We start from the raw sequence: 18209 nt of genomic DNA, 5'->3' as shown, positions 1-18209 counted from the left end.
TTTTACAAGGGTGCGTTTTGCCCGCTGACGACGTAGTTAATGGTCTGCTGGTAGATGTCACTGAGGATGTCATTATCTGTCGATTCCACCCACCTGGTGAGTTCCATCAAAATGTCATCTTCAGTCACAGCACCGTGCTCGGCGTGAAGACCCTGTGCAATCGCGTTAACGAGTTCAGGTTGTGCTGCTGCGGTATTTGCCGGGTAATAAGTAAACATGCTGCCTCCGTGTCGTTGTCTGTTTAATGGTACGGCTCGCAAAAAATTTAATTCACAAACAGAATGGCAAATATTTTCCCGGTTGTGGCTCAGATTCATCTTAGAAATAAAAATGACATAAGTGTATGCTTTTGTGTGCTTTTGAAATGCGGGGGTAAATCGACGTGGCGTTGAGTGGATATTATGACGGTGCTCCTGCTATCTCGAAAATATAGCAGGAGCAGCGTTTAAATTACCACTTCATTTCGCCGGTATTCACCTTAGCGCTTAATTCCAGCGAGCTCTCTTCAGCCAGATTCGGATACTGTTTTTTCAGGGTGCTGATGACGCCCGCAGAATCTTTATGAACGGACAAGGCCTTTTCAAAGCGCTGGAGATAGTCTCGGGTAAAATCAATCGCACCCGTCCCGGCTGGCGGGGTACCCAGATAGTGACCCGGGATCACGCGCTCGGGTTTGTGCGCCGCCATGTTCACCAGCGTTTCCTGCCACTGCTTACGGCTTTCCGCTGTCTGGGTGTCCGCCGTCCAGACGTGAATCCCCCAGGCTACGCCAGTGCCGCCGAGGATGGTCTTTGCGGACGGGATCCATACATAGGCCGCATAGCTGTCAGGCTGTTCGATGTCGATCTTCTCCCCGTCAACCATAAACGTGGTGGAGGCGAGCACCTGCGGGACGACCAGCTCCGTTGGCGCGCCGTCTTTCATCTGCGGACCCCAGAAGGCGAGCTTGGCGTCTTTAGTGGCCTTGATGTGATCAACCACGTGCTGCGTGGCCACCACTTTGGCGTTCGGGAAGGCTTTGACCAGCGGCTGCAGGCCAAAATAGAAATCCGGATCGCCGGAGGTGATCACAATCTTGTTCAGGGTCTTACCGCTTTGACGAATTTTCTCTACCAGCGCTTCGCCATCCTTCACGCTGAACTGCGCGTCAAACAGCACCGCTTCTTTCGGGCCGGAGACCAGCGTGGAGGAGACCGCGAAAATGCCTTTCTCCTGCGGGTTATAGGTATCAATGCTTAACGGCGCGGCAAAAGCAGCCGGCGTGAAAAGGGTGGAAAGCAGGGCAAGGTGAGTGAATTTCATGCTGTTGTCTCTGTTGTTCAGGAATGTCTCTATTGTACGGAAATTCGCATTTGCCAGAATTCCTGAAACAAGACATGCTTAGTTTCATAAATCGAGCAGATGGAGTTGATATGGATCGCGTGATTGCCGCTCAGGTTTACAACCGCATATGCGAGCTGGGAAGTTTGAGCGCGGCGGCCCGGGCGCTGGGTATTTCCCGCCCAATGGTGAGCCGCTACCTTGAGCAGATGGAGAAATGGGCGGGCACGCGGCTGGTAAACCGCTCCACGCGCAAGCTGACGCTGACCGCGGCAGGCGAAAAGGTGCTGCAAAAAACGCGAACGCTCTCGCAGATCTCGCAGGAAATTGAAGGCCAGTCGGAAAAAGATCTCCCGTCTGGCACCCTGCGGGTGGCCTGCGCGCACTTTACCGCCATGCACCTGATTGCGCCGGTCCTGCCCGGTCTGCTCTCGCGCTACCCGCAGCTGCGCATTGAGCTGGACGTGAACAACCATCCTGTCAGCCTGGTGGGAGAGCGCATTGATGTTGCCGTACGCATTACCGATAACCCTGAACCCGGCATGATTGCCCGTCGGCTGGGGGAGTGTCGCTCGGTCCTTTGCGCCTCGCCGGACTATCTGGCGCAGCACGGCACGCCCGGCAGCCCCGAAGAGCTAGCCCGGCATAACTGCCTGCACTACAGCTTTTTTGCCGGGCAGTCCTGGCACTTCCTGACGCCGGAGGGCGAAAGCCTGAGCGTGGCCGTCAGCGGCAACCTGAGCGCCAGCATCTCTTCGCTGCTGATGGACGCGGCGATTAAGCACTGCGGTATCGCCATGCTGCCGGAGCGTGAAGCGCGTGCCGCGCTGGAGAAGGGATGGCTGGTGCCGGTACTGGCGGCGCTGGAGCCGAAGCCGCTGGCCATCCATGGTATTTATCAGTCCCGGGAATACCAGCCTGCCGCGCTGCGGGCGTTCCTTGATGAGCTGGCCCGCTATCTGGCATGAGCGCGGCGTTTGCCGTCGTTTATTTAGCCTTTAGCCAGGGGGAGGCCGTGCTCCAGAAAATAATATCCGCCCCGAGATAATTTTCCGCGAACCGATCAAATTCTGCTTTGGTGAAGGGCTTGCCGGTCTCAGGGTTCTTATAGGTCAGGGTCGGTTCCTGAACCGCCATGGCGATAAGCGGCAGCGTCTGTTTATTTTTATGGAAGAAAGGATAGGCATTCTTCATATGCGCCTTGCGGTTGGGAACAATGTCCGGCCCACCGAGGCCGACACTGTTGGCGCTGGCATACGCAAAAAGACGCCCCATGTAGTTGTGGTCATTATCCCATTCGCACGGCCAGAAGTTCACGTATTGCACCACGTGTGATTTCTGAAAAGCCTTGCGCGCAAAGGCCAGGTTTTCCATTTCTCCCGCAAAATAGCTGTCGCAGGTAAATCCGGCGGGCGGATTTTTTTCGTCAAGATCGATGGCGGTTTCAGGCAGGTTTACACCATATACCTCGCCATCAAAGCGTTTCGCGAGGGCGGCCAGCAGCGCCTGGTAGCGCTGGCGCACCGCGGGATCCCACTGACGCGCCACCCAGCCTGAACCGACCGGCTTGCCTTCGCCGGGGTTATCGAACTGCGGCGCAATCCCGCCTCCGTATTGCTTATCGTGCATCAGATAATCCGGCACGTAGCGCGCGTCCGCCTCAAAGAAACGGTCCTGAATCTGGATAAAAAGCTTTTTCCTGGCAGCCTTAAGACGCGCGAGATCCCGTTCAATGCGCGAGAAATCGTAGCGATCCTTCTCAGGCTCAAGCGCGCGCCAGTTGTAGACGATCTGTACGCCGCCGATATCGCTTCGCATAACGAGCGGGAACGCCGCGTCGAGCTCGCCGGAGCTGGTATAGATAAAGTTCTCGGGCGTTTTCGCCTGCAAAGACAACGATAGAGCGAGGGTAGCGATCGCAACGGCCATCCTGATTTTTAGCGCCATAGGTTTATCCTTTTGTCGGTCCAGCAGGTGTAAGTCCCGGAATCGTCTGTGTTCCAGGGGCAGTCAGATGCGTAGTCTATACTTAACCCTTTGTAAGCCAAAAGGAGAGCAAGAATGACTATTCATAAGCACGGTTCGGCACACTGGTCTGGCGACATTAAGCGCGGTAAAGGAACGGTTTCCACCGAGAGCGGCGTTCTCAATCAACAGCCTTATGGCTTTAATACCCGTTTTGAGGGTGAAAAGGGGACCAACCCCGAAGAGCTGATCGGCGCGGCACATGCGGCCTGCTTCTCGATGGCGCTGTCGCTGATGCTCGGCGAAGCGGGCTATACCGCCGACGCTATTGATACCACCGCGGATGTCTCCCTCGATAAAACGGACGGTGGTTTTGCCATCACCAAGGTTGCCCTGAAGAGCAAGGTGACCGTTCCCGGCATCGCCCCTCAGCAGTTCGACGGTATTATTCAGAAAGCCAAAGCGGGCTGCCCGGTTTCGCAGCTACTGAAAGCCGAAATTACGCTGGACTATACGCTTAACTAAGCCTCAGCCGGGCTGGCGCCCGGCTATCCCTTCAGCGCGGCGGGAAACACCTCCGCCAGCCAGGCAATAAACACCTTCAGACGGTGCGTCAGATGGCGGTTCTGAGGGTATACCACGTGAAACGGATAGGCGGCAGGGCGCCAGTCGCCCAGGATCGGCGCCAGCGTTCCCGCCTGTAAATACGGCTTTGCCGAATACTCAAACGTCTGCACGATCCCCAATCCTGCCACGGCCGCCGCCAGGTGGGCATTACTTTCATTTATGCCGAGATAATGGGGGATATTGATTTCCATCGCCTCGCCATGCCGCCTAAAGCGAAAGGGAAACGCACGCCCGGTGACGGGCGAGAGGTAGCTAATGAGCTTGTGGCCGTTGCACAGCTCCTGTGGATAGGCTGGAACGCCATGGTTTTTCAGGTAGCCCGGCGTCGCGCAGGTCACCATTTCGGCGTTACCAATATGGCGAGCGATAAGGGTCGAATCGTCCAGCGGGCCGCCGCGGATCACGCAGTCTACGTTACCGCTGATCAGATCCACCGGACGATCGGCCACGCCAAGATCGATGCGGATATCCGGATAGCGCTGCATAAAATCCGGCAGCAGGGGGATAAGCACGTCCCGGGCGGTGGATCCGCCCACGTCAACCCGCAAATGCCCTTTGGGCGTCGCGCGGGAAACGCGAAACGCGGTGTCGATGTCTTCGATATCTATCAAGACCCTGAGCGCTTTTTCATAGTATTCCATCCCTTCCGGCGTCGCGACCACCCGGCGAGTCGTCCGGTGCAGGAGGCGTATCTCCAGATGCGTCTCAAGCGATTTCACCAGCTTGCTCAGCGTGGCGATGGGCATGTTCGCGAGTCCGCCGCGCGGGTAAAGCTGCCGGTTTCCACCACCCGGGTAAAGGCGCGCATCGCCATGAGCTGATCCATGAGACTCCCTCTTATTATTTCTGTATGTGAATAGTCATTTTCATTTTTGCTGGTTTTTCACTAATCCCGCAAGGGCTAAAGTTTGTCCAACGCAAACCCAACAAAAGGTAAATGACATGAACACGACTCTCTCAGGAAAAATCGCACTGGTCACAGGCGGCAGCACCGGCATCGGTCTTGGCACGGCGCAGGAGCTGGCGGCACAGGGCGCGAAGGTGTACATCACCGGACGACGTCAGGCCGAGCTGGACGCGGCGGTGGCTGAAATTGCTTCAACGGCAGTGGGCATTCGCGCTGACGTGTCAAAACTGGCGGACCTGGACGAGGTCTATGCCCGGATAGCCAAAGAAGAAGGCCGCCTCGATATTCTGTTCGCCAATGCGGGTGGCGGCGATATGCTGCCGCTGGGCGCGATTACCGAAGAGCAGTTTGACCGGATTTTCGGCACTAACGTCCGCGGGGTGCTGTTTACGGTACAGAAGGCGCTGCCGCTGCTCTCCGCCGGATCGTCGATTATTCTGACCGGCTCGACGGTGTCCATTAAGGGGACGGCAAACTTTAGCGTCTACAGCGCGAGCAAGGCCGCCGTGCGCAACTTTGCGCGCTCCTGGGCGCTGGATTTGCAGGGCCGCGGGATCCGCGTCAACGTGGTAAGCCCGGGCCCAATCAAAACCCCGGGCCTCGGCGACCTCGTGCCGGAAGAACACCGCCAGGGGCTGTACGACGCGCTGGCCGCTCAGGTGCCGCTGGGCCGTTTAGGCGCGCCGGGTGAGGTGGGTAAAGCGGTGGCGTTTCTGGCCTCCGATGCGGCCAGCTTTATTAACGCCACCGAGCTGTTCGTGGACGGCGGGATGGCGCAAATCTAACCCAGACTGCGCCAGCAGCGGACGTCACGGCCCTCGCGAGAGGGCTGTAACGGCTGAGGACGCTCGCACCCCTGCGCGGCCATCGGGCATCGGTCGCGGAAAAAACAGCCTTCGGGCAGACGGCGGTTGCCGGGAAGCTCCGTTTTGCGTAAGGCCAGCGTTTCATCCAGCGGTTCACCGGTGCGCGGAACCGAATCGAGCAGCAGGCGGGTGTAAGGATGGCGCGGCTCGCCAAGCACCTGCGCGGCGCTGCCCAGCTCCACAATCTGCCCAAGGTACATCACCGCCACGCGGTCGCTCATGTGCCGGACCACCGAGACGTTATGCGAGATCAACACGTAGGTCAGATTACGCTGCTGTTGTAGCGTCACCAGCAGGTTGAGGATCTGCGCCTGCACGGAAATATCCAGCGCGCTGGTGGGTTCATCGAGCATGATGATATCCGGATCGGACGAGAGCGCCCGGGCGATGGCAATGCGCTGGCGCTGCCCGCCGGAGAAGGCGTGCGGAAGCCGGTCGAGATATTCCGGGCGAATGCCCACCTGCAGCGCCAGGTTTTCAGCCAGCTGGCGGCGGTCGCGCTCGCTGCTGCGCTTTTGCACCCACACCGGCTCGGTGATGATTCGCCAGACCGGCAGGCGTGGGTCAAGCGAGGAGAGCGGGTCCTGAAACACCATCTGCATGCCGCCCGCGTGGTGCGCCCGCTGGCAGGCGCCGGTGCTGGGCTTAAGCATGCCCATCAGCAGCTGGGCGAGCGTGCTTTTCCCACAGCCGGATTCCCCGACAATGCCAAGCGTTTCTCCCCGACGGATCTCAAGGTCGAGCCCGTTGAGCGCATGGACCCGTTCCGTCACGCGGCCCAGCCAGTTTTTGCGCGCCGCAAAGTTCACGTGCACGCTATCCAGTTCCAGCAGTACATCAGACATGGGCTTTCTCCCGTTGTGGATACCAGCAGGCGGCCTGTTGGCCCTCTGCGCCAGTGGGCGCTAGGCGCGGCGTTTCGCTGCATTTCGCCCCGGCGGCAAAGCAGCGCTCGCGGAATGCGCATCCCTGCGGAAGCTGGCTGAGGTTGGGCACCGTGCCGGGGATGGCGGGAAGCGGGGCGCGCGGCTGGCCGTTTTCCGGCGCGCACTGCAGCAGGCCAATAGAGTAGGGATGCACGGGCTGGTGGATCAGCGTTTGCGTGGTGCCGCTCTCGATCACGCTGCCCGCATACATCACGTACACTCTGTCGCAGAGCTGTGACACCACGGCCATATCGTGGCTGATAAACAGCACCGAGGTGCCGCTGGCCCGCGCCTTGTGCTTCAGCAGGCGCAGCACCTGCAGCTGAACGGTGACGTCCAGCGCCGTGGTTGGTTCGTCGGCGACGATCAGCTCCGGCTCGCAGGAGAAGGCAAGGGCGATCATCACCCGCTGGCGCATCCCGCCGGACAGCTCGAACGGATAGCGCGCCATGACCGCTTTCGCGTCCGGGATTTGCATCTCTTCCAGCAGGGTAATCGCCTTCTGCTGCGCCTCACGCCGGGAAAGCGGTTGATGCTGGCGGATCACCTCGACCATCTGTTTGCCAATCCGCCGCGTCGGGTTGAGGGCGGTCATGGGCTCCTGAAAAATCATCGCGACCTTTGCGCCGCGCCACTGGCGAAGCTGTTTCTCGGACGCCGTCAGGACATTTTCGCCGAGTAATTTCACCTGACCATGATGAATGCGGTAGCTGCCTTCCGGCAGCAGACGCATGGCGAGCATGGCGGTCACGGATTTTCCCGAACCGGATTCGCCCACCACGCCGACAATTTCACCCCTGCCGATCTCCAGCGAGACGTGGTTCAGCGCGTGGACCTCGCCGCGGAAAATCGGGAAGCTCAGATGCAGGTCTTCAATCTTGAGAACCGGGTCGGTCATCACTGTTTACCTCCTGACTTCGGATCCAGCAGATCGCGGATGCCATCCCCAAACAGGTTAAAGCCCACGGCGGTAATCAAAATCGCCGCTCCGGGAAACGCGCAGTACCACCACTGGTCCAGAACGTAGTTACGGCCGACGGCCACCATCGCGCCCCATTCGGCGGTCGGCTGCTGCGCGCCCAGGCCAATAAACCCCAGCGTGGCGGCCATCAGGATGGCGCTACCGATGTCCAGCGACGCCTGCACGATCAGCGGCGGCAGGGCGTTGCGCAGGATGTGCCAGCGGATCACATGCCAGCGGGAGGCGCCAAAGGTGCGGGCCGCCTGAACGTAGGTAAACTGGCGCACCACCAGGGTTTGGCCGCGCGCCAGGCGGACGTAAAACGGAATGCGGACAATCGCAATTGCCAGCATGGCGTTAAACAGGCTCGGCCCGAGCGCGGCGGCCAGCGCCATGGTCAGCACCAGGGAAGGTATCGAGAGCATAATGTCCATCACCCGCATGATGACGGCGTCGCCGCGCCCGCCCAGCACGCCGGACAGACAGCCCAGCAGTGAACCGATGCCGCCCGCAATTACCACCACCGCCAGCCCGGCGGTAATGGACTGCTGGCTGCCCGCCAGCACGCGGCTGAACAGATCGCGGCCCACCTCGTCGGTACCAAACCAGTGCTGCGCGGACGGCGCCTGCAGGCGCGCGGTCAGATCCAGCGCGTTCGGGTCGTGCGGCACGATCCACGGTGCGGCCACCATAATGAAAAGCATCACCAGCATAATGATGCCGCCAACCATCGTGAGCGGACTTTGGCGCAGCATCCAGAACAGCTTTGCCCAGTTGATGCGTTGTCTGGCGGTTTTCACCGGGACGGGCGTTTCCTGCGTTAACATCATTCGGCACCTCCGCGCCCGATTCGCGGGTCAATCCACAGGTAAAGCAGATCGACCACCAGATTAACCAGCACGTAGGCCAGCGAAACGACGACGGCAAAGCCCATCACCGCGGGGAAATCGAGCGCCTGAATGGACGTCACCACCCAGGCGCCCATGCCCGGCCAGGCAAAGACGGTTTCGGTCAGCACGGCACCGTAAAGCAGATCCCCCAGCGCCAGCCCGAGCACGGTAATTGACGGGATCATCGCATTCGGCAGGGCGTAGCGCAGGACGATATACCAGCCGGGCAGGCCGCTGGCGCGGGCCGTGCGGATGTAGTCTTCGCTAAGCTGCTCCAGCATCGCGGAACGGACCTGACGCGCCACGATGCCGAGATGCACAAATGCCAGCGTCAGCGAGGGTAAAATCAGGTGCTGCAGCGCATTGAAAAAGACCTCGCCGTTGCCTTCCAGCAGCGCGTCCAGCAGATAAAAGCCAGTGACGTGCGTCGGCGGATCGAGCCAGTCGTCCAGCCTGCCGCCGCCCGGCAGGATTTGCAGGTGCCCGTAGAACAGCACAATGACGCCCAGCCCAAGCCAGAAGGCCGGGGTGGAGATCCCGGTCATCGCCATCAAACGCACCAGGTGATCCAGCCAGCGGTTGCGGTACACCGCCGATAAAATTCCCAGCGGCACGCCGATGACCAGCGCCAGCAGGAGGGAACAAAAGGCCAGCTCCAGCGTGGCGGGGAAAAAGGCCTTCAGGTCTTCCGCAACCGGGCGTCCGGTACGGATGGAGGTGCCTAAATCACCGTGGGCCAGGGCGTCCACGTAGCGGCCAAACTGAACGTAGAGCGGCTGATCCAGCCCCAGCTGCTGGCGAATGTTCTGCACGATGTCGTCGCTGGCGCGGTCGCCGGCCAGCAGACGGGCCGGATCGCCGGGGATCAGGTGCGAAATAATAAAAGTGATAATACAGACACCGGCCATCACCAGGAGTAACCCCCAGCAGCGCTGGCGCACGATGCTCCAGAACGTCATACACTTTCCCCCGGCGAAACGGTTACTTGCTCATGGTGGCGATGTTAAACACCTGCTCGAGCATCGGATTAAAGGTGAAGCCTTTGACCTCTTTGTTCATCGCCAGCTGGTAGTTCTTCTGGAACAGATAAACGTAGGCCGCCTCGTCGATGACCACCTTTTGCGCCTGCTGGTAATCTTTGGTGCGTTCCGTCTGGTCCGTGGTTTTCAGCGCGGCCTGCAGCAGGGAATCGACCTCTTTGTTCTCATAGAACGAGCGGTTGCCCGGTAGCCCTTTCTTGTCCGATTCGAACCAGTAGTTCATGAACATGTACGGGTCGGCAAAGTCCGGGCTCCAGTTGCCGATAGCGATGTCGTAATCGCCTTTGCCGACGCGGTCGCGCATGGTGGCGTTGGCCAGTTTCTCCAGCTTGACGTTAATGCCGATCTTGCCGAGGCTGGCCTGAGTCGAAAGGGCGATAGGCTCCCAGTTTGGATCGTTGTCCGAGTAGAGGAAGGTCAGGCTGGCGGGCTTGTCTTTGACCTTCTCCAGGGCCGCTTTGGCTTTGGCCTCGTCGAGGCTGTACTGCATTGCCGAGGCGTCAAATCCCCACATGCCTTCCGGGATCGGGCCGCGCATCTGCTTGCCGTTGCCGCTCAGAATACCTTTCACCATCCCCTCATAGTCCGTCGCCCAGGAGACCGCGCGGCGTAAATCGACCTGATTGAGCGGCGCTTTGCTGTTGTTGAGGTAGAGGTAGGTGACGCGCAGAGACGGGTATTCGGCGACGGCGACTTTCCCTTCCTGCTTCAGGGCCGACAGCTGATCGACCGGCAGGGAGTCGGCAATGTCCAGGTCACCGCGGGAAAGCTGCAGACGGCGCGACGCGCTCTCACCGATAATTTTCACCGAGACGCGCTTGAAGTGCGGCTTGTCGCCCGACCAGTGCGGGTTTGGCACCAGCACCAGCTGCTGGCCTTTCTGCCAGCTTTTCAACATAAACGGCCCGGAGCCGGCGGTGTTTTGCGCCAGAAAGCCGCGCGCGTCGTCCGCGGCATTGGCCTTCAGCACCGTCGGGTTAATGATGGAGGCGCCGTCGTTCGCCAGGGTGTAGAGGAAAGGCGCGAACGGCTGGCTGAGGGTGAATTTCACCGTGTGCTCATCAACGGCCTCCACTTTCAGATCTTTCGGGAAGGCCTCAGACGGCCCCTGGCTGAGCTTCAGCAGGCGTTCAAAGGAGAGTTTGACCGCCTCGGCGTTGACCGGCGTGCCGTCGGAGAATTTGGCGTTATCCGCCAGGGTGAAGGTCCACTCTTTCTGGTCGTCGGACGCTTTCCAGCCCGTCGACAGATCGCCTTCCACCTCGGTAGAGCCTGGCTTGTACTTGACCAGACGCTGGTAGGACGGATAGGTGACGGTCCAGTCGTTGTTATCAATGGTGATGGCAGGGTCGAGCGTTTGCGGGTCGGCGGCTTTACCGATGACCAGCATGTCTTTCGGGACGGCAGCCAGCGCCAGCGGGGCGCTCAGGGCCAACGTGGCGGCAATGACGGTCGAGAGAAGCGATGTTTTCATGGCAGTGCTCCAGGTTCAAAGAGAGGTGTGCGTCAGGGGAAAACAGGCAAAACGGTCATCAAGCAGCGGGTAGCTGGCGGCGTTCGGCAGTTCGAAGTGCCACCATTCGCTGCCGATCCCGACAAAACCGCCGCCGAACATGATGGCGTTCAACAGCAGACGGTTGCGCTGGGCGTGCGGCGGCACGGAAGGGTGATACGGATGCGAGCGGTCATGCATTTCGTCAAAACCGGCGCCCATATCCAGCACGGCGTTATGCTCGTCCATCAGCGTGACGTCGATGGCCGTGCCGCGGCTGTGGTTGGAGCCAATTGCCACGTCGACCACATATTCCGGGTTCGGGCAGGCCTCCCACAGCTGGGCCTGCGCCTGCTGCGGGCGATAGGCGTCGTAGACCACCAGCTTCAGCCCGGCCAGCGTGGCAATGCTGATGGCTTTAGCCAGCGCGGTAGCGGCATCGGTATGCAGCAGGCACAGCGTCTCCTGATAGATCGGGCGGCCTGTGATGTTGTCGGCGGTGGCGTACTTCAGATCGATATGCAGCGTGGGGAACGTCTTCGCCACATCAATCAGTTCACTCTCTACGGGCATAGCTCCGCTCCTTTAGCGTTCGAATTGACCAAACTCTTGTTGTAATTGTCGGTTTACCGCCAGGCGCGCCGGGAGCGCATCACCCAGCGCTTCCACCACGCCCGACAGCAGCAGGTTGAACAGACAGCTCACGGGGGCAAGTGAATCCCAGAAATGACCGGTATCGGTTTTCACCTGCAGTAAATCAATCGGATAATCCCGCGCCCACGGGCACCAGATGTCGGTGATTAAGGCCAGCGGAATGCCTTTCTCGCTCGCGACGCGGCAGTATTGTCGGGCCATCGTGGAGTAGGTACGCGTATCGGTCAGCACGACATAAGGGTGCGCAAACCCGGAGTTAAGGGATTCCACCCAGCTGCCGGAAGCGCCTTCGGCATAGCTCACCCGCGGGCGGAGGTATTCAAGGTGGCTGAAGAAGGCGTTGGCGATCCCGCGCGTGGACTGGATCCCCAGCACAAAGACCGCGTCCGCGTGGGCCAGATGGTGTACCACCTGGCGGAAGGCGTCCGTTTGCGCCAGCTGATACACCTGCGTGATAGCGTCCACTTCCAGCGACAGGGCGTGCTGAAGGCGGTTGGGCAGGGGGCGCTGCTGCTGCCAGGAGTCGAGGCGCTCGTTCATGCCCCAGGGCTGGTACGGATCGCGCAGGCTCTTTTTGGCATCTTCCAGGTTGCGATATCCCAGCTTGCGCAGGAAGCGTCCGACGGTGATCCCGCTGGTCCCGCTTGCCAGCCCGACGCTCTCCGCCGTTTCAAACGGGATTTGCGCGGCGTGCGCCAGCAGCCAGCTTCCGACCCGCTTTTCGCTGGGCGTGAGCTGGCTGAAGGTCGCCTCGATACGGCTTAACATCTCGGGTTTCGTCGTCATACCGCCTCGCTGTTAACAGGCTGTCAAAAGCTGAATATGTGTTACCGGGTTAACAATGCATGACGCGTGCCATGTTCACAGAAGGGCGAAAACCCGCTGCGCAATAAACTTCATGCAATATTTGGTTAACCAATGATCAACATTTGTGCAGCGTAGTTCACTTTTGGTGCACTGGCTGACCTGGCAGGGATGAATTTGGTGAATACGTCAGCCCGTTCACATTTTTGATAAGATAGAAAGACAGTGAACATAAAAGGGATCCCGGCATGGCGAATTGGCCCTGGCGAGTCAGCGTGCGCCTGGTGGCGCTTGCAAAGAAAACAGGGATGGTCGTGGGGATCGTCCTGGTCGTCCTGCTGGCGGTGCGGGTCTATCTCTCGCAGCAGGGGCCGGAACTGCACCCGTGGCACACCTGGCGGGGAGATGAGATGTCCGTGCGCGAGCTGGATAACGCCGATTTCGCCGGGTACCTCGCCCGTGAAAAGGCGATTTTCACCGATCTGGATAACGCGGTGACGGCGAAAACAGTGGGCGAGGATCAAACTCCGTTAAACCGCTACTACCGCCAGAGCCTGGTGTGGCCCGGCCAGTTTGCCCCCGATGCCAACCGCTCCTTTGTGCGGATGCCAGCCGGGAAGCCGCGCGGCGCGGTGGTGCTGCTGCACGGCCTGACCGACTCGCCTTACAGCCTCAGGCACCTTGCCGTGAACTATCAGCAGCGCGGCTTTGTGGCCGTGGTCCCGCGTCTTCCCGGACACGGCACCGCGCCCGGTGCGCTGACGGACGTGGACTGGGAAATGTGGCTGGCAGCGACGCGGCTTGCCGTGCGGGAAGCCACGCGTCTGACGGGGAATAACGTGCCGCTGCATCTGGTGGGCTACTCCAACGGCGGGGCGCTGGCGATGAAGTATGCCCTCGATGCGCTGGAAGACCCTGCGCTGCGTAAGCCTCAGCAGATGATCCTGCTCTCACCGATGATCGGCGTGACGTCCTTTGCGCGGTTCGCCGGATTCGCCGGGCTACCGGCGCTGTTGCCGCCGTTTGCCAAAGCGGCCTGGCTGAATATCTCCCCGGAATATAATCCGTATAAATACAACTCGTTCCCGGTGAACGCCGCCCGCCAGTCGTGGCTGCTGACGAAGGCCCTGCAGGAGCAGATTGGCCGTGAGGCGCGGGAAAACAGGCTGGCGAATTTGCCGCCGGTGCTGGCGTTCCAGTCGGTGATGGATTCTACGGTCAGCACCCGCGCGGTGGTCAGCGGCCTGTTTGACCAGCTTCCGGCAAACGGCAGCGAGCTGGTAGTGTTTGATATCAACCAGGCGGCGAGCTTCCGTCCACTCTTTAAACCGTCGTCCTGGACGGCCACCACGGCGCTGCTGCCGGTCGCGCAGAGGCGTTACAGTGTCACGATTATCACCAATGCCGGCGAGCACAGTTTCTCGACGGTGGCGAAAATCACGCCGGCAGGCAGTACGCAGGAGACGGTCGTGCCGCTTGCCCAGTCCTGGCCGCAGGATGTTTATTCCCTGTCGCACGTTGCGGTGCCGTTCCCGCCGGATGACGATCTCTATGGTCGTGAACCACGCGTGAAAAACCGATATGGCATCAGCCTGGGGACGATTGCGCTGTGGGGAGAGACGTCCGTGTTGAGCGTCGGGAAAGAGGCGCTTATGCGGGTCACCTCGAACCCGTTCTACGACTATATGCAGGAGAGGATTTACAGCCGGATCGGGGACCAGAAAAAGTAATGTTCCCTTGTGGCGTGAATATGTTAGGTCGCATTGATTAAGTATGTTACATAGTAGCTTCAAGGCACCTCTCTTTATCACTGGAACCCCTTTTTGTGCTGACGACGCTGATCTACCGAAGCCACTTGAATTTATCCCGCCCGTCCACCGAACTGCGGGAGCTGGTGGAGCGCGCCAGGGGCCGCAACGTAAAACTGGACATTACCGGCGTCCTCCTTGCTAAAGGCAACGACGTTCTGCAGATCCTCGAAGGGTCGGAAGAGAGTGTGGTCAAACTGTTCCATAAAATCCGCGAGGACAAGCGGCACAGCGGGGTAGTAGAACTGCTGCGGGACTATGGTCCGCGCAGACGCTTCGAAAACGTCGGTATGCTGCTGTTCGACCTGCAAACGCAGTCGCCGAAAGAGGTGCTGCAGTCGGTGCTGCGCTACAGCAAGCTGGACAGCTATCTGACCTCCGACGATCGGGTGTTCAAATTTATTCAGACCTTTATAACCGGTAAACGTCCGGCCCCGTCGGGGGCACGCTACACCGCGGACAAATGGACGCTCTCGACCGAAGCGCTACCCTTTGGCGAACATCTGGGCCTGATTGCCGGACAAACCTGTCAGTTTGCGCTGCAGCCTATTGTCGAGCCCTCGGAAGGGAAAATCAGCTCCCTTGAGGCGCTTATCCGCGGCAACGACGGCGGCAGCCCGGAGCATTTCTTCAGCACCGTCGACCCGGACAACGTCTACGAAGTCGATCTCCAGACAAAAGCCTATGCCTTTGCGCTGGCGGAAAAGCTGGGCATTGGTAGCCATAAAATCGCGGTCAACCTGCTGCCCATGTCGCTGGTAAATGTCCCAGGCGCGGTGGAATTTCTGGTCGATCAGATTAAAAAACATGGCCTTCAGCCGGAGCAGGTGGTCATTGAAGTCACTGAAAACGAGATGATCTCCGGGCTCAACCAGTTTAACAGCGCCATCAAGCAGCTTCGCGGTGAGGGGATTGGCCTGGCGATCGATGATTTTGGCTCGGGCTATGCCGGGCTTTCGCTGCTGACCCGCTTCCAGCCGGATAAAATTAAAATCGACCGTGAGATTGTCAGCAACATCCACCTGAGCGGCCCCAAACAGGCGATTGTGCGCTCCATCATCAGCTGCTGCTCCGATCTTGAAATCACCCTGGTGGCCGAAGGCATCGAGAAAATTGAGGAGTGGTGCTGGCTCGAATCGGCCGGAATCCGCCGCTTCCAGGGCTTCCTGTTTGCCCGGCCGCAGCTTAATGGCGTCGGCGATATCCACTGGCCGCATCTGGTGCGGTAAGCCAATTTTCCCTCCCGTTATTTCCCCTTTGCCCGGCCTGTGCTTAAATAGCTAAAACGGTTTAACATAGTTTAGCTACGAGGATCACATGAAGAAAATCTGGGTACTTGGCGATGCGGTAGTGGATTTGCTGCCGGATGGAGAAGGTCGATTACTGCAGTGTCCCGGCGGCGCGCCGGCGAACGTCGCGGTCGGTATTGCCCGGCTGGGCGGCCAGAGCGCCTTTATCGGCAGGGTTGGCGACGATCCTTTTGGGCGCTTTATGGCGAAAACGCTCGCTGACGAGCGGGTTGACGTGACGTGGATGCGCCTTGACCCGGCGCACCGCACCTCAACGGTGGTGGTCGTTCTCGACGACCACGGCGAGCGCTCGTTTACCTTCATGGTGCGCCCGAGCGCCGATCTGTTTCTCGAACCCGACGACCTGCCGACGTTCAGCGCCGGGGAGTGGCTGCACGTCTGCTCCATCGCCTTAAGCGCCGAGCCGAGCCGGACTGCGACGTTTCAGGCGATGGCCGCCATTCGTGAGGCGGGCGGTTACGTCAGCTTCGACCCCAATATTCGCCCGGACCTCTGGCCGGATGAGAACGCACTGCATGGCTGCCTGGAGCAGGCCCTGCAAAGCGCCGACGTGGTGAAACTTTCGGTAGAAGAGCTGGCCTTTTTCACCGGCAGCGCGGAGGTCAACGTTGGTCTGGAGGTGCTGATGCAGCGCTGCCCGGCGCGTCTGGTGCTGGTTACCCAGGGAAAAGCGGGCGTAACCGCGTGGCATGAAGGTAGCGTAAAACACTACCCGGCAACGCCTGTGCAGTGCGTCGATACGACCGGTGCGGGCGATGCCTTTGTGGCGGGGCTGCTCTACGGGCTGGCCGCCGGACAGGACCTGATGCCGGTTATCGCGCTCGCCCAGCGCTGCGGCGCGCTGGCCACCACCGCCAAAGGGGCGATGACCGCGTTGCCCTGGCAGCACGACCTGTAATTTCTCCTCTCCTGGCCGCCATCCGGCGGCCTGAATTGTCGCCTCGATCACACTTACTAAATCGGTTTAGCAAAAAAGATTGCCGATCCAAAATTCACAGGTTTAGTATCAGCAACCTAAACCGGTTTAGCAATTTAGCACGTTTAATGACTTCTTTTAGGGATGCGACAAAATGTATAAAAAACGCAGACTTGCCGTGATGATAGGCATGCTGGCCGGAAGTACCTCTGTTTTTGCCCAGACGGATATGTCCAGTATTGAAGCGCGTCTTGCCGCGATGGAGCAGCGCCTTCAGGACGCGGAAACGCGCGCGCAGGTGGCTGAGAAGCGCGCCGCGGCAGCAGAACAAAAAACGCAGCAGCTGGTTGCCGCTCAGCAGCAGGCGCAAACGACAACCCAGGAGGTGGCGCAGCGCACCACCGCGCTGGAGAAGAAGGCGGATCAGACCGGCGGGTTTGAGTTCCACGGCTATGCCCGCTCTGGACTGCTGATGAACGATGCCGCCTCCAGCAGCAAAAGCGGCCCTTACCTGACCCCAGCCGGTGAAACCGGTGGTGCGGTAGGGCGTCTGGGTAACGAAGCAGATACCTACGTCGAGCTGAACCTGGAGCACAAGCAAACCCTGGACAACGGGGCGACCACGCGCTTCAAGGCGATGCTGGCCGACGGTCAGAGAACCTATAACGACTGGTCAGCCGATACCAGCGATCTCAATATTCGTCAGGCCTTCGCGGAGCTGGGCAACCTGCCTGATTTTACCGGCGCGCTGAAGGGCAGCACCTTCTGGGCGGGTAAACGCTTCGACCGCGACAACTTTGACATCCACTGGCTGGATTCCGACGTGGTGTTCCTGGCCGGTACCGGCGGCGGCGTTTACGACGTGAAGTGGAACGATTCGCTGCGCAGCAACTTCTCCATTTACGGCCGCAACTTTGGCAGCGTGGAGCAGACCGACAACAACGTTCAGAACTATATCCTCAGCATGAACCACTTCGCCGGCCCGTTCCAGCTGATGGTGAGCGGCCTGCGGGCGAAGGATAACGACGACCGTAAAGACACTAACGGCGATCTGATTAAAACGGATGCCGCCAATCACGGCGTTCATGCCCTGGTAGGCTTGCATAATGAGAGCTTCTACGGCCTGCGTGAAGGGACCGCCAAAACGGCGCTGCTTTATGGTCACGGGCTGGGTGCGGAGGTAAAAAGCATCGGCTCCGACGGCGCGCTGCTGTCTGAGGCGGATACCTGGCGCTTCGCAAGTTACGGTGTCACGCCAATCGGCGGTGGCTGGAGCGTTGCGCCCGCCGTTCTGGCACAGAGCAGTAAAGATCGCTACGTCAAGGGCGATAGCTATGAGTGGGTAACGCTCAACACCCGCCTGATCAAAGAGGTCACCCAGAATTTCGCGCTGGCGTTTGAGGGAAGCTACCAGTACATGGATTTAAACCCGGAGGGCTATAAGGACCGCAACGCCGTGAACGGCAGTTTCTACAAGCTGACCTTTGCGCCGACGTTAAAAGCGAGCAAAATCGGCGATTTCTTCAGCCGTCCTGAACTGCGCCTGTTTGCCACCTGGATGGACTGGAGCAGCAAACTGGATAATTACGCCAGCGATGATGCCTTTGGCAGCAGCGGCTTCAACGCCGGCGGGGAATGGAACTTTGGGGTCCAGATGGAAACCTGGTTTTAACCCATCACGCTCCCGCCAGGCGGGAGCGTTTCGCACATCATAAAAAGGAGT

Annotated in this window: 17 protein-coding genes and 1 pseudogene; 7 read left to right on the top strand and 11 right to left on the bottom strand. The window is 59.6% G+C overall.

The genetic code is table 11. From position 1 onward, the window contains the following. Nucleotides 1–2: 2 nt before the first annotated feature. Complete coding sequence (gene bdm / locus HMPREF3143_RS05960; protein WP_008501713.1) at nt 3–218, bottom strand: biofilm-dependent modulation protein; 216 nt, start codon at nt 216–218, stop codon at nt 3–5. 232 nt (nt 219–450) lie between these two features. Beyond that, nucleotides 451–1302: a Vmh family MBL fold metallo-hydrolase gene (locus HMPREF3143_RS05955; protein WP_025911005.1), complete on the bottom strand. Its 852-nt coding sequence runs from the start codon at nt 1300–1302 to the stop codon at nt 451–453. Nucleotides 1303–1412: 110 nt separating this feature from the next. Here HMPREF3143_RS05955 and HMPREF3143_RS05950 point away from each other — a divergent pair, with 110 nt between their 5' ends. Next, entirely contained in the window at nt 1413–2288 is an 876-nt protein-coding gene (locus HMPREF3143_RS05950) for a LysR family transcriptional regulator (RefSeq protein ID WP_070532178.1), read from the top strand. Nucleotides 2289–2307: 19 nt separating this feature from the next. Here the strand turns inward: HMPREF3143_RS05950 and HMPREF3143_RS05945 are convergent, their stop codons facing one another. Then, on the bottom strand, nt 2308–3267 hold the full coding sequence (locus tag HMPREF3143_RS05945) for a hypothetical protein (RefSeq protein ID WP_070532174.1): 960 nt from the start codon (nt 3265–3267) through the stop codon (nt 2308–2310). Between the two features lie 114 nt (nt 3268–3381). Here HMPREF3143_RS05945 and HMPREF3143_RS05940 point away from each other — a divergent pair, with 114 nt between their 5' ends. After that, nucleotides 3382–3810, top strand: coding sequence for an OsmC family protein (locus HMPREF3143_RS05940; RefSeq protein ID WP_008501708.1), 429 nt, complete (start codon nt 3382–3384; stop codon nt 3808–3810). Between the two features lie 23 nt (nt 3811–3833). Here the strand turns inward: HMPREF3143_RS05940 and HMPREF3143_RS05935 are convergent. Further along, nucleotides 3834–4738, bottom strand: a pseudogene (locus HMPREF3143_RS05935) (LysR family transcriptional regulator). Nucleotides 4739–4854: 116 nt separating this feature from the next. On the opposite strand from HMPREF3143_RS05935, the gene HMPREF3143_RS05930 reads away from it, so the two are divergent. Continuing rightward, nucleotides 4855–5604, top strand: coding sequence for an SDR family NAD(P)-dependent oxidoreductase (locus tag HMPREF3143_RS05930; protein ID WP_070532171.1), 750 nt, complete (start codon nt 4855–4857; stop codon nt 5602–5604). Here the strand turns inward: HMPREF3143_RS05930 and HMPREF3143_RS05925 are convergent. Genes HMPREF3143_RS05925 through HMPREF3143_RS05895 form a run of 7 tightly spaced genes read right to left on the bottom strand, consistent with a single transcriptional unit; the run spans nt 5601 to nt 12434 of the window. Then, on the bottom strand, nt 5601–6530 hold the full coding sequence (locus tag HMPREF3143_RS05925; RefSeq protein ID WP_070532169.1) for an oligopeptide/dipeptide ABC transporter ATP-binding protein: 930 nt from the start codon (nt 6528–6530) through the stop codon (nt 5601–5603). The two genes, HMPREF3143_RS05930 and HMPREF3143_RS05925, sit on opposite strands and share 4 nt — an antisense overlap. Continuing rightward, on the bottom strand, nt 6523–7509 hold the full coding sequence (locus HMPREF3143_RS05920) for an ABC transporter ATP-binding protein (RefSeq protein ID WP_023327531.1): 987 nt from the start codon (nt 7507–7509) through the stop codon (nt 6523–6525). The genes HMPREF3143_RS05925 and HMPREF3143_RS05920 overlap by 8 nt, the downstream gene beginning before the upstream one ends. Beyond that, a complete protein-coding gene (ddpC, locus tag HMPREF3143_RS05915) occupies nt 7509–8402 on the bottom strand; it encodes a D,D-dipeptide ABC transporter permease (protein ID WP_070532167.1) in 894 nt (297 codons plus the stop codon). Before ddpC ends, HMPREF3143_RS05920 begins: the two co-directional genes overlap by 1 nt. Beyond that, complete coding sequence (locus HMPREF3143_RS05910) at nt 8399–9421, bottom strand: ABC transporter permease (protein ID WP_070532164.1); 1023 nt, start codon at nt 9419–9421, stop codon at nt 8399–8401. Before HMPREF3143_RS05910 ends, ddpC begins: the two co-directional genes overlap by 4 nt. A 22-nt stretch (nt 9422–9443) precedes the next feature. Continuing rightward, nucleotides 9444–10976 carry an ABC transporter substrate-binding protein gene (locus HMPREF3143_RS05905; protein WP_070532161.1) on the bottom strand — a complete coding sequence of 511 codons (1533 nt, stop codon included), beginning with the start codon at nt 10974–10976 and terminating at the stop codon, nt 9444–9446. 15 nt (nt 10977–10991) lie between these two features. Further along, nucleotides 10992–11567 carry a D-alanyl-D-alanine dipeptidase gene (gene ddpX, locus HMPREF3143_RS05900; protein WP_070532157.1) on the bottom strand — a complete coding sequence of 192 codons (576 nt, stop codon included), beginning with the start codon at nt 11565–11567 and terminating at the stop codon, nt 10992–10994. A 12-nt stretch (nt 11568–11579) separates the two neighbouring features. Further along, complete coding sequence (locus tag HMPREF3143_RS05895) at nt 11580–12434, bottom strand: MurR/RpiR family transcriptional regulator (RefSeq protein WP_069598327.1); 855 nt, start codon at nt 12432–12434, stop codon at nt 11580–11582. A 266-nt stretch (nt 12435–12700) separates the two neighbouring features. Between HMPREF3143_RS05895 and HMPREF3143_RS05890 the strand changes: the two genes are divergently transcribed. The 4 genes from HMPREF3143_RS05890 to HMPREF3143_RS05875 all read left to right on the top strand — a co-directional run bounded on the left by HMPREF3143_RS05890 (nt 12701) and on the right by HMPREF3143_RS05875 (nt 18158). Further along, nucleotides 12701–14182, top strand: a complete 1482-nt coding sequence (locus HMPREF3143_RS05890) for an alpha/beta hydrolase (protein WP_070532154.1) — start codon at nt 12701–12703, stop codon at nt 14180–14182. Nucleotides 14183–14277: 95 nt separating this feature from the next. Then, nucleotides 14278–15489, top strand: coding sequence for a diguanylate phosphodiesterase (locus tag HMPREF3143_RS05885; protein ID WP_039025256.1), 1212 nt, complete (start codon nt 14278–14280; stop codon nt 15487–15489). Nucleotides 15490–15577: 88 nt separating this feature from the next. Continuing rightward, the gene (locus HMPREF3143_RS05880; protein WP_070532152.1) at nt 15578–16468 is read left to right on the top strand and encodes an aminoimidazole riboside kinase; all 891 of its coding nucleotides are present in this window, start codon (nt 15578–15580) and stop codon (nt 16466–16468) included. A 172-nt stretch (nt 16469–16640) separates the two neighbouring features. Continuing rightward, complete coding sequence (locus tag HMPREF3143_RS05875; protein ID WP_021240175.1) at nt 16641–18158, top strand: carbohydrate porin; 1518 nt, start codon at nt 16641–16643, stop codon at nt 18156–18158. Nucleotides 18159–18209: the final 51 nt, after the last annotated feature.

It is taken from the genome of Enterobacter sp. HMSC16D10 (genome assembly GCF_001807145.1).
GTDB lineage: Bacteria > Pseudomonadota > Gammaproteobacteria > Enterobacterales > Enterobacteriaceae > Enterobacter > Enterobacter roggenkampii.
This window is presented reverse-complemented; position numbering and strand designations above follow the sequence as displayed.

Excerpts from the sequence above, each read along its gene's own strand:
- HMPREF3143_RS05920 (WP_023327531.1), bottom strand. The coding sequence starts at position 7,509 with ATGACCGACCCGGTTCTCAAGATTGAAGACCTGCATCTGAGCTTCCCG.
- bdm (WP_008501713.1), bottom strand. The coding sequence starts at position 218 with ATGTTTACTTATTACCCGGCAAATACCGCAGCAGCACAACCTGAACTC.
- HMPREF3143_RS05890 (WP_070532154.1), top strand. The coding sequence starts at position 12,701 with ATGGCGAATTGGCCCTGGCGAGTCAGCGTGCGCCTGGTGGCGCTTGCA.
- HMPREF3143_RS05875 (WP_021240175.1), top strand. The coding sequence starts at position 16,641 with ATGTATAAAAAACGCAGACTTGCCGTGATGATAGGCATGCTGGCCGGA.
- HMPREF3143_RS05940 (WP_008501708.1), top strand. The coding sequence starts at position 3,382 with ATGACTATTCATAAGCACGGTTCGGCACACTGGTCTGGCGACATTAAG.
- ddpX (WP_070532157.1), bottom strand. The coding sequence starts at position 11,567 with ATGCCCGTAGAGAGTGAACTGATTGATGTGGCGAAGACGTTCCCCACG.
- HMPREF3143_RS05895 (WP_069598327.1), bottom strand. The coding sequence starts at position 12,434 with ATGACGACGAAACCCGAGATGTTAAGCCGTATCGAGGCGACCTTCAGC.
- HMPREF3143_RS05880 (WP_070532152.1), top strand. The coding sequence starts at position 15,578 with ATGAAGAAAATCTGGGTACTTGGCGATGCGGTAGTGGATTTGCTGCCG.
- HMPREF3143_RS05925 (WP_070532169.1), bottom strand. The coding sequence starts at position 6,530 with ATGTCTGATGTACTGCTGGAACTGGATAGCGTGCACGTGAACTTTGCG.
- HMPREF3143_RS05955 (WP_025911005.1), bottom strand. The coding sequence starts at position 1,302 with ATGAAATTCACTCACCTTGCCCTGCTTTCCACCCTTTTCACGCCGGCT.
- HMPREF3143_RS05945 (WP_070532174.1), bottom strand. The coding sequence starts at position 3,267 with ATGGCGCTAAAAATCAGGATGGCCGTTGCGATCGCTACCCTCGCTCTA.
- ddpC (WP_070532167.1), bottom strand. The coding sequence starts at position 8,402 with ATGATGTTAACGCAGGAAACGCCCGTCCCGGTGAAAACCGCCAGACAA.
- HMPREF3143_RS05910 (WP_070532164.1), bottom strand. The coding sequence starts at position 9,421 with ATGACGTTCTGGAGCATCGTGCGCCAGCGCTGCTGGGGGTTACTCCTG.
- HMPREF3143_RS05905 (WP_070532161.1), bottom strand. The coding sequence starts at position 10,976 with ATGAAAACATCGCTTCTCTCGACCGTCATTGCCGCCACGTTGGCCCTG.
- HMPREF3143_RS05950 (WP_070532178.1), top strand. The coding sequence starts at position 1,413 with ATGGATCGCGTGATTGCCGCTCAGGTTTACAACCGCATATGCGAGCTG.
- HMPREF3143_RS05930 (WP_070532171.1), top strand. The coding sequence starts at position 4,855 with ATGAACACGACTCTCTCAGGAAAAATCGCACTGGTCACAGGCGGCAGC.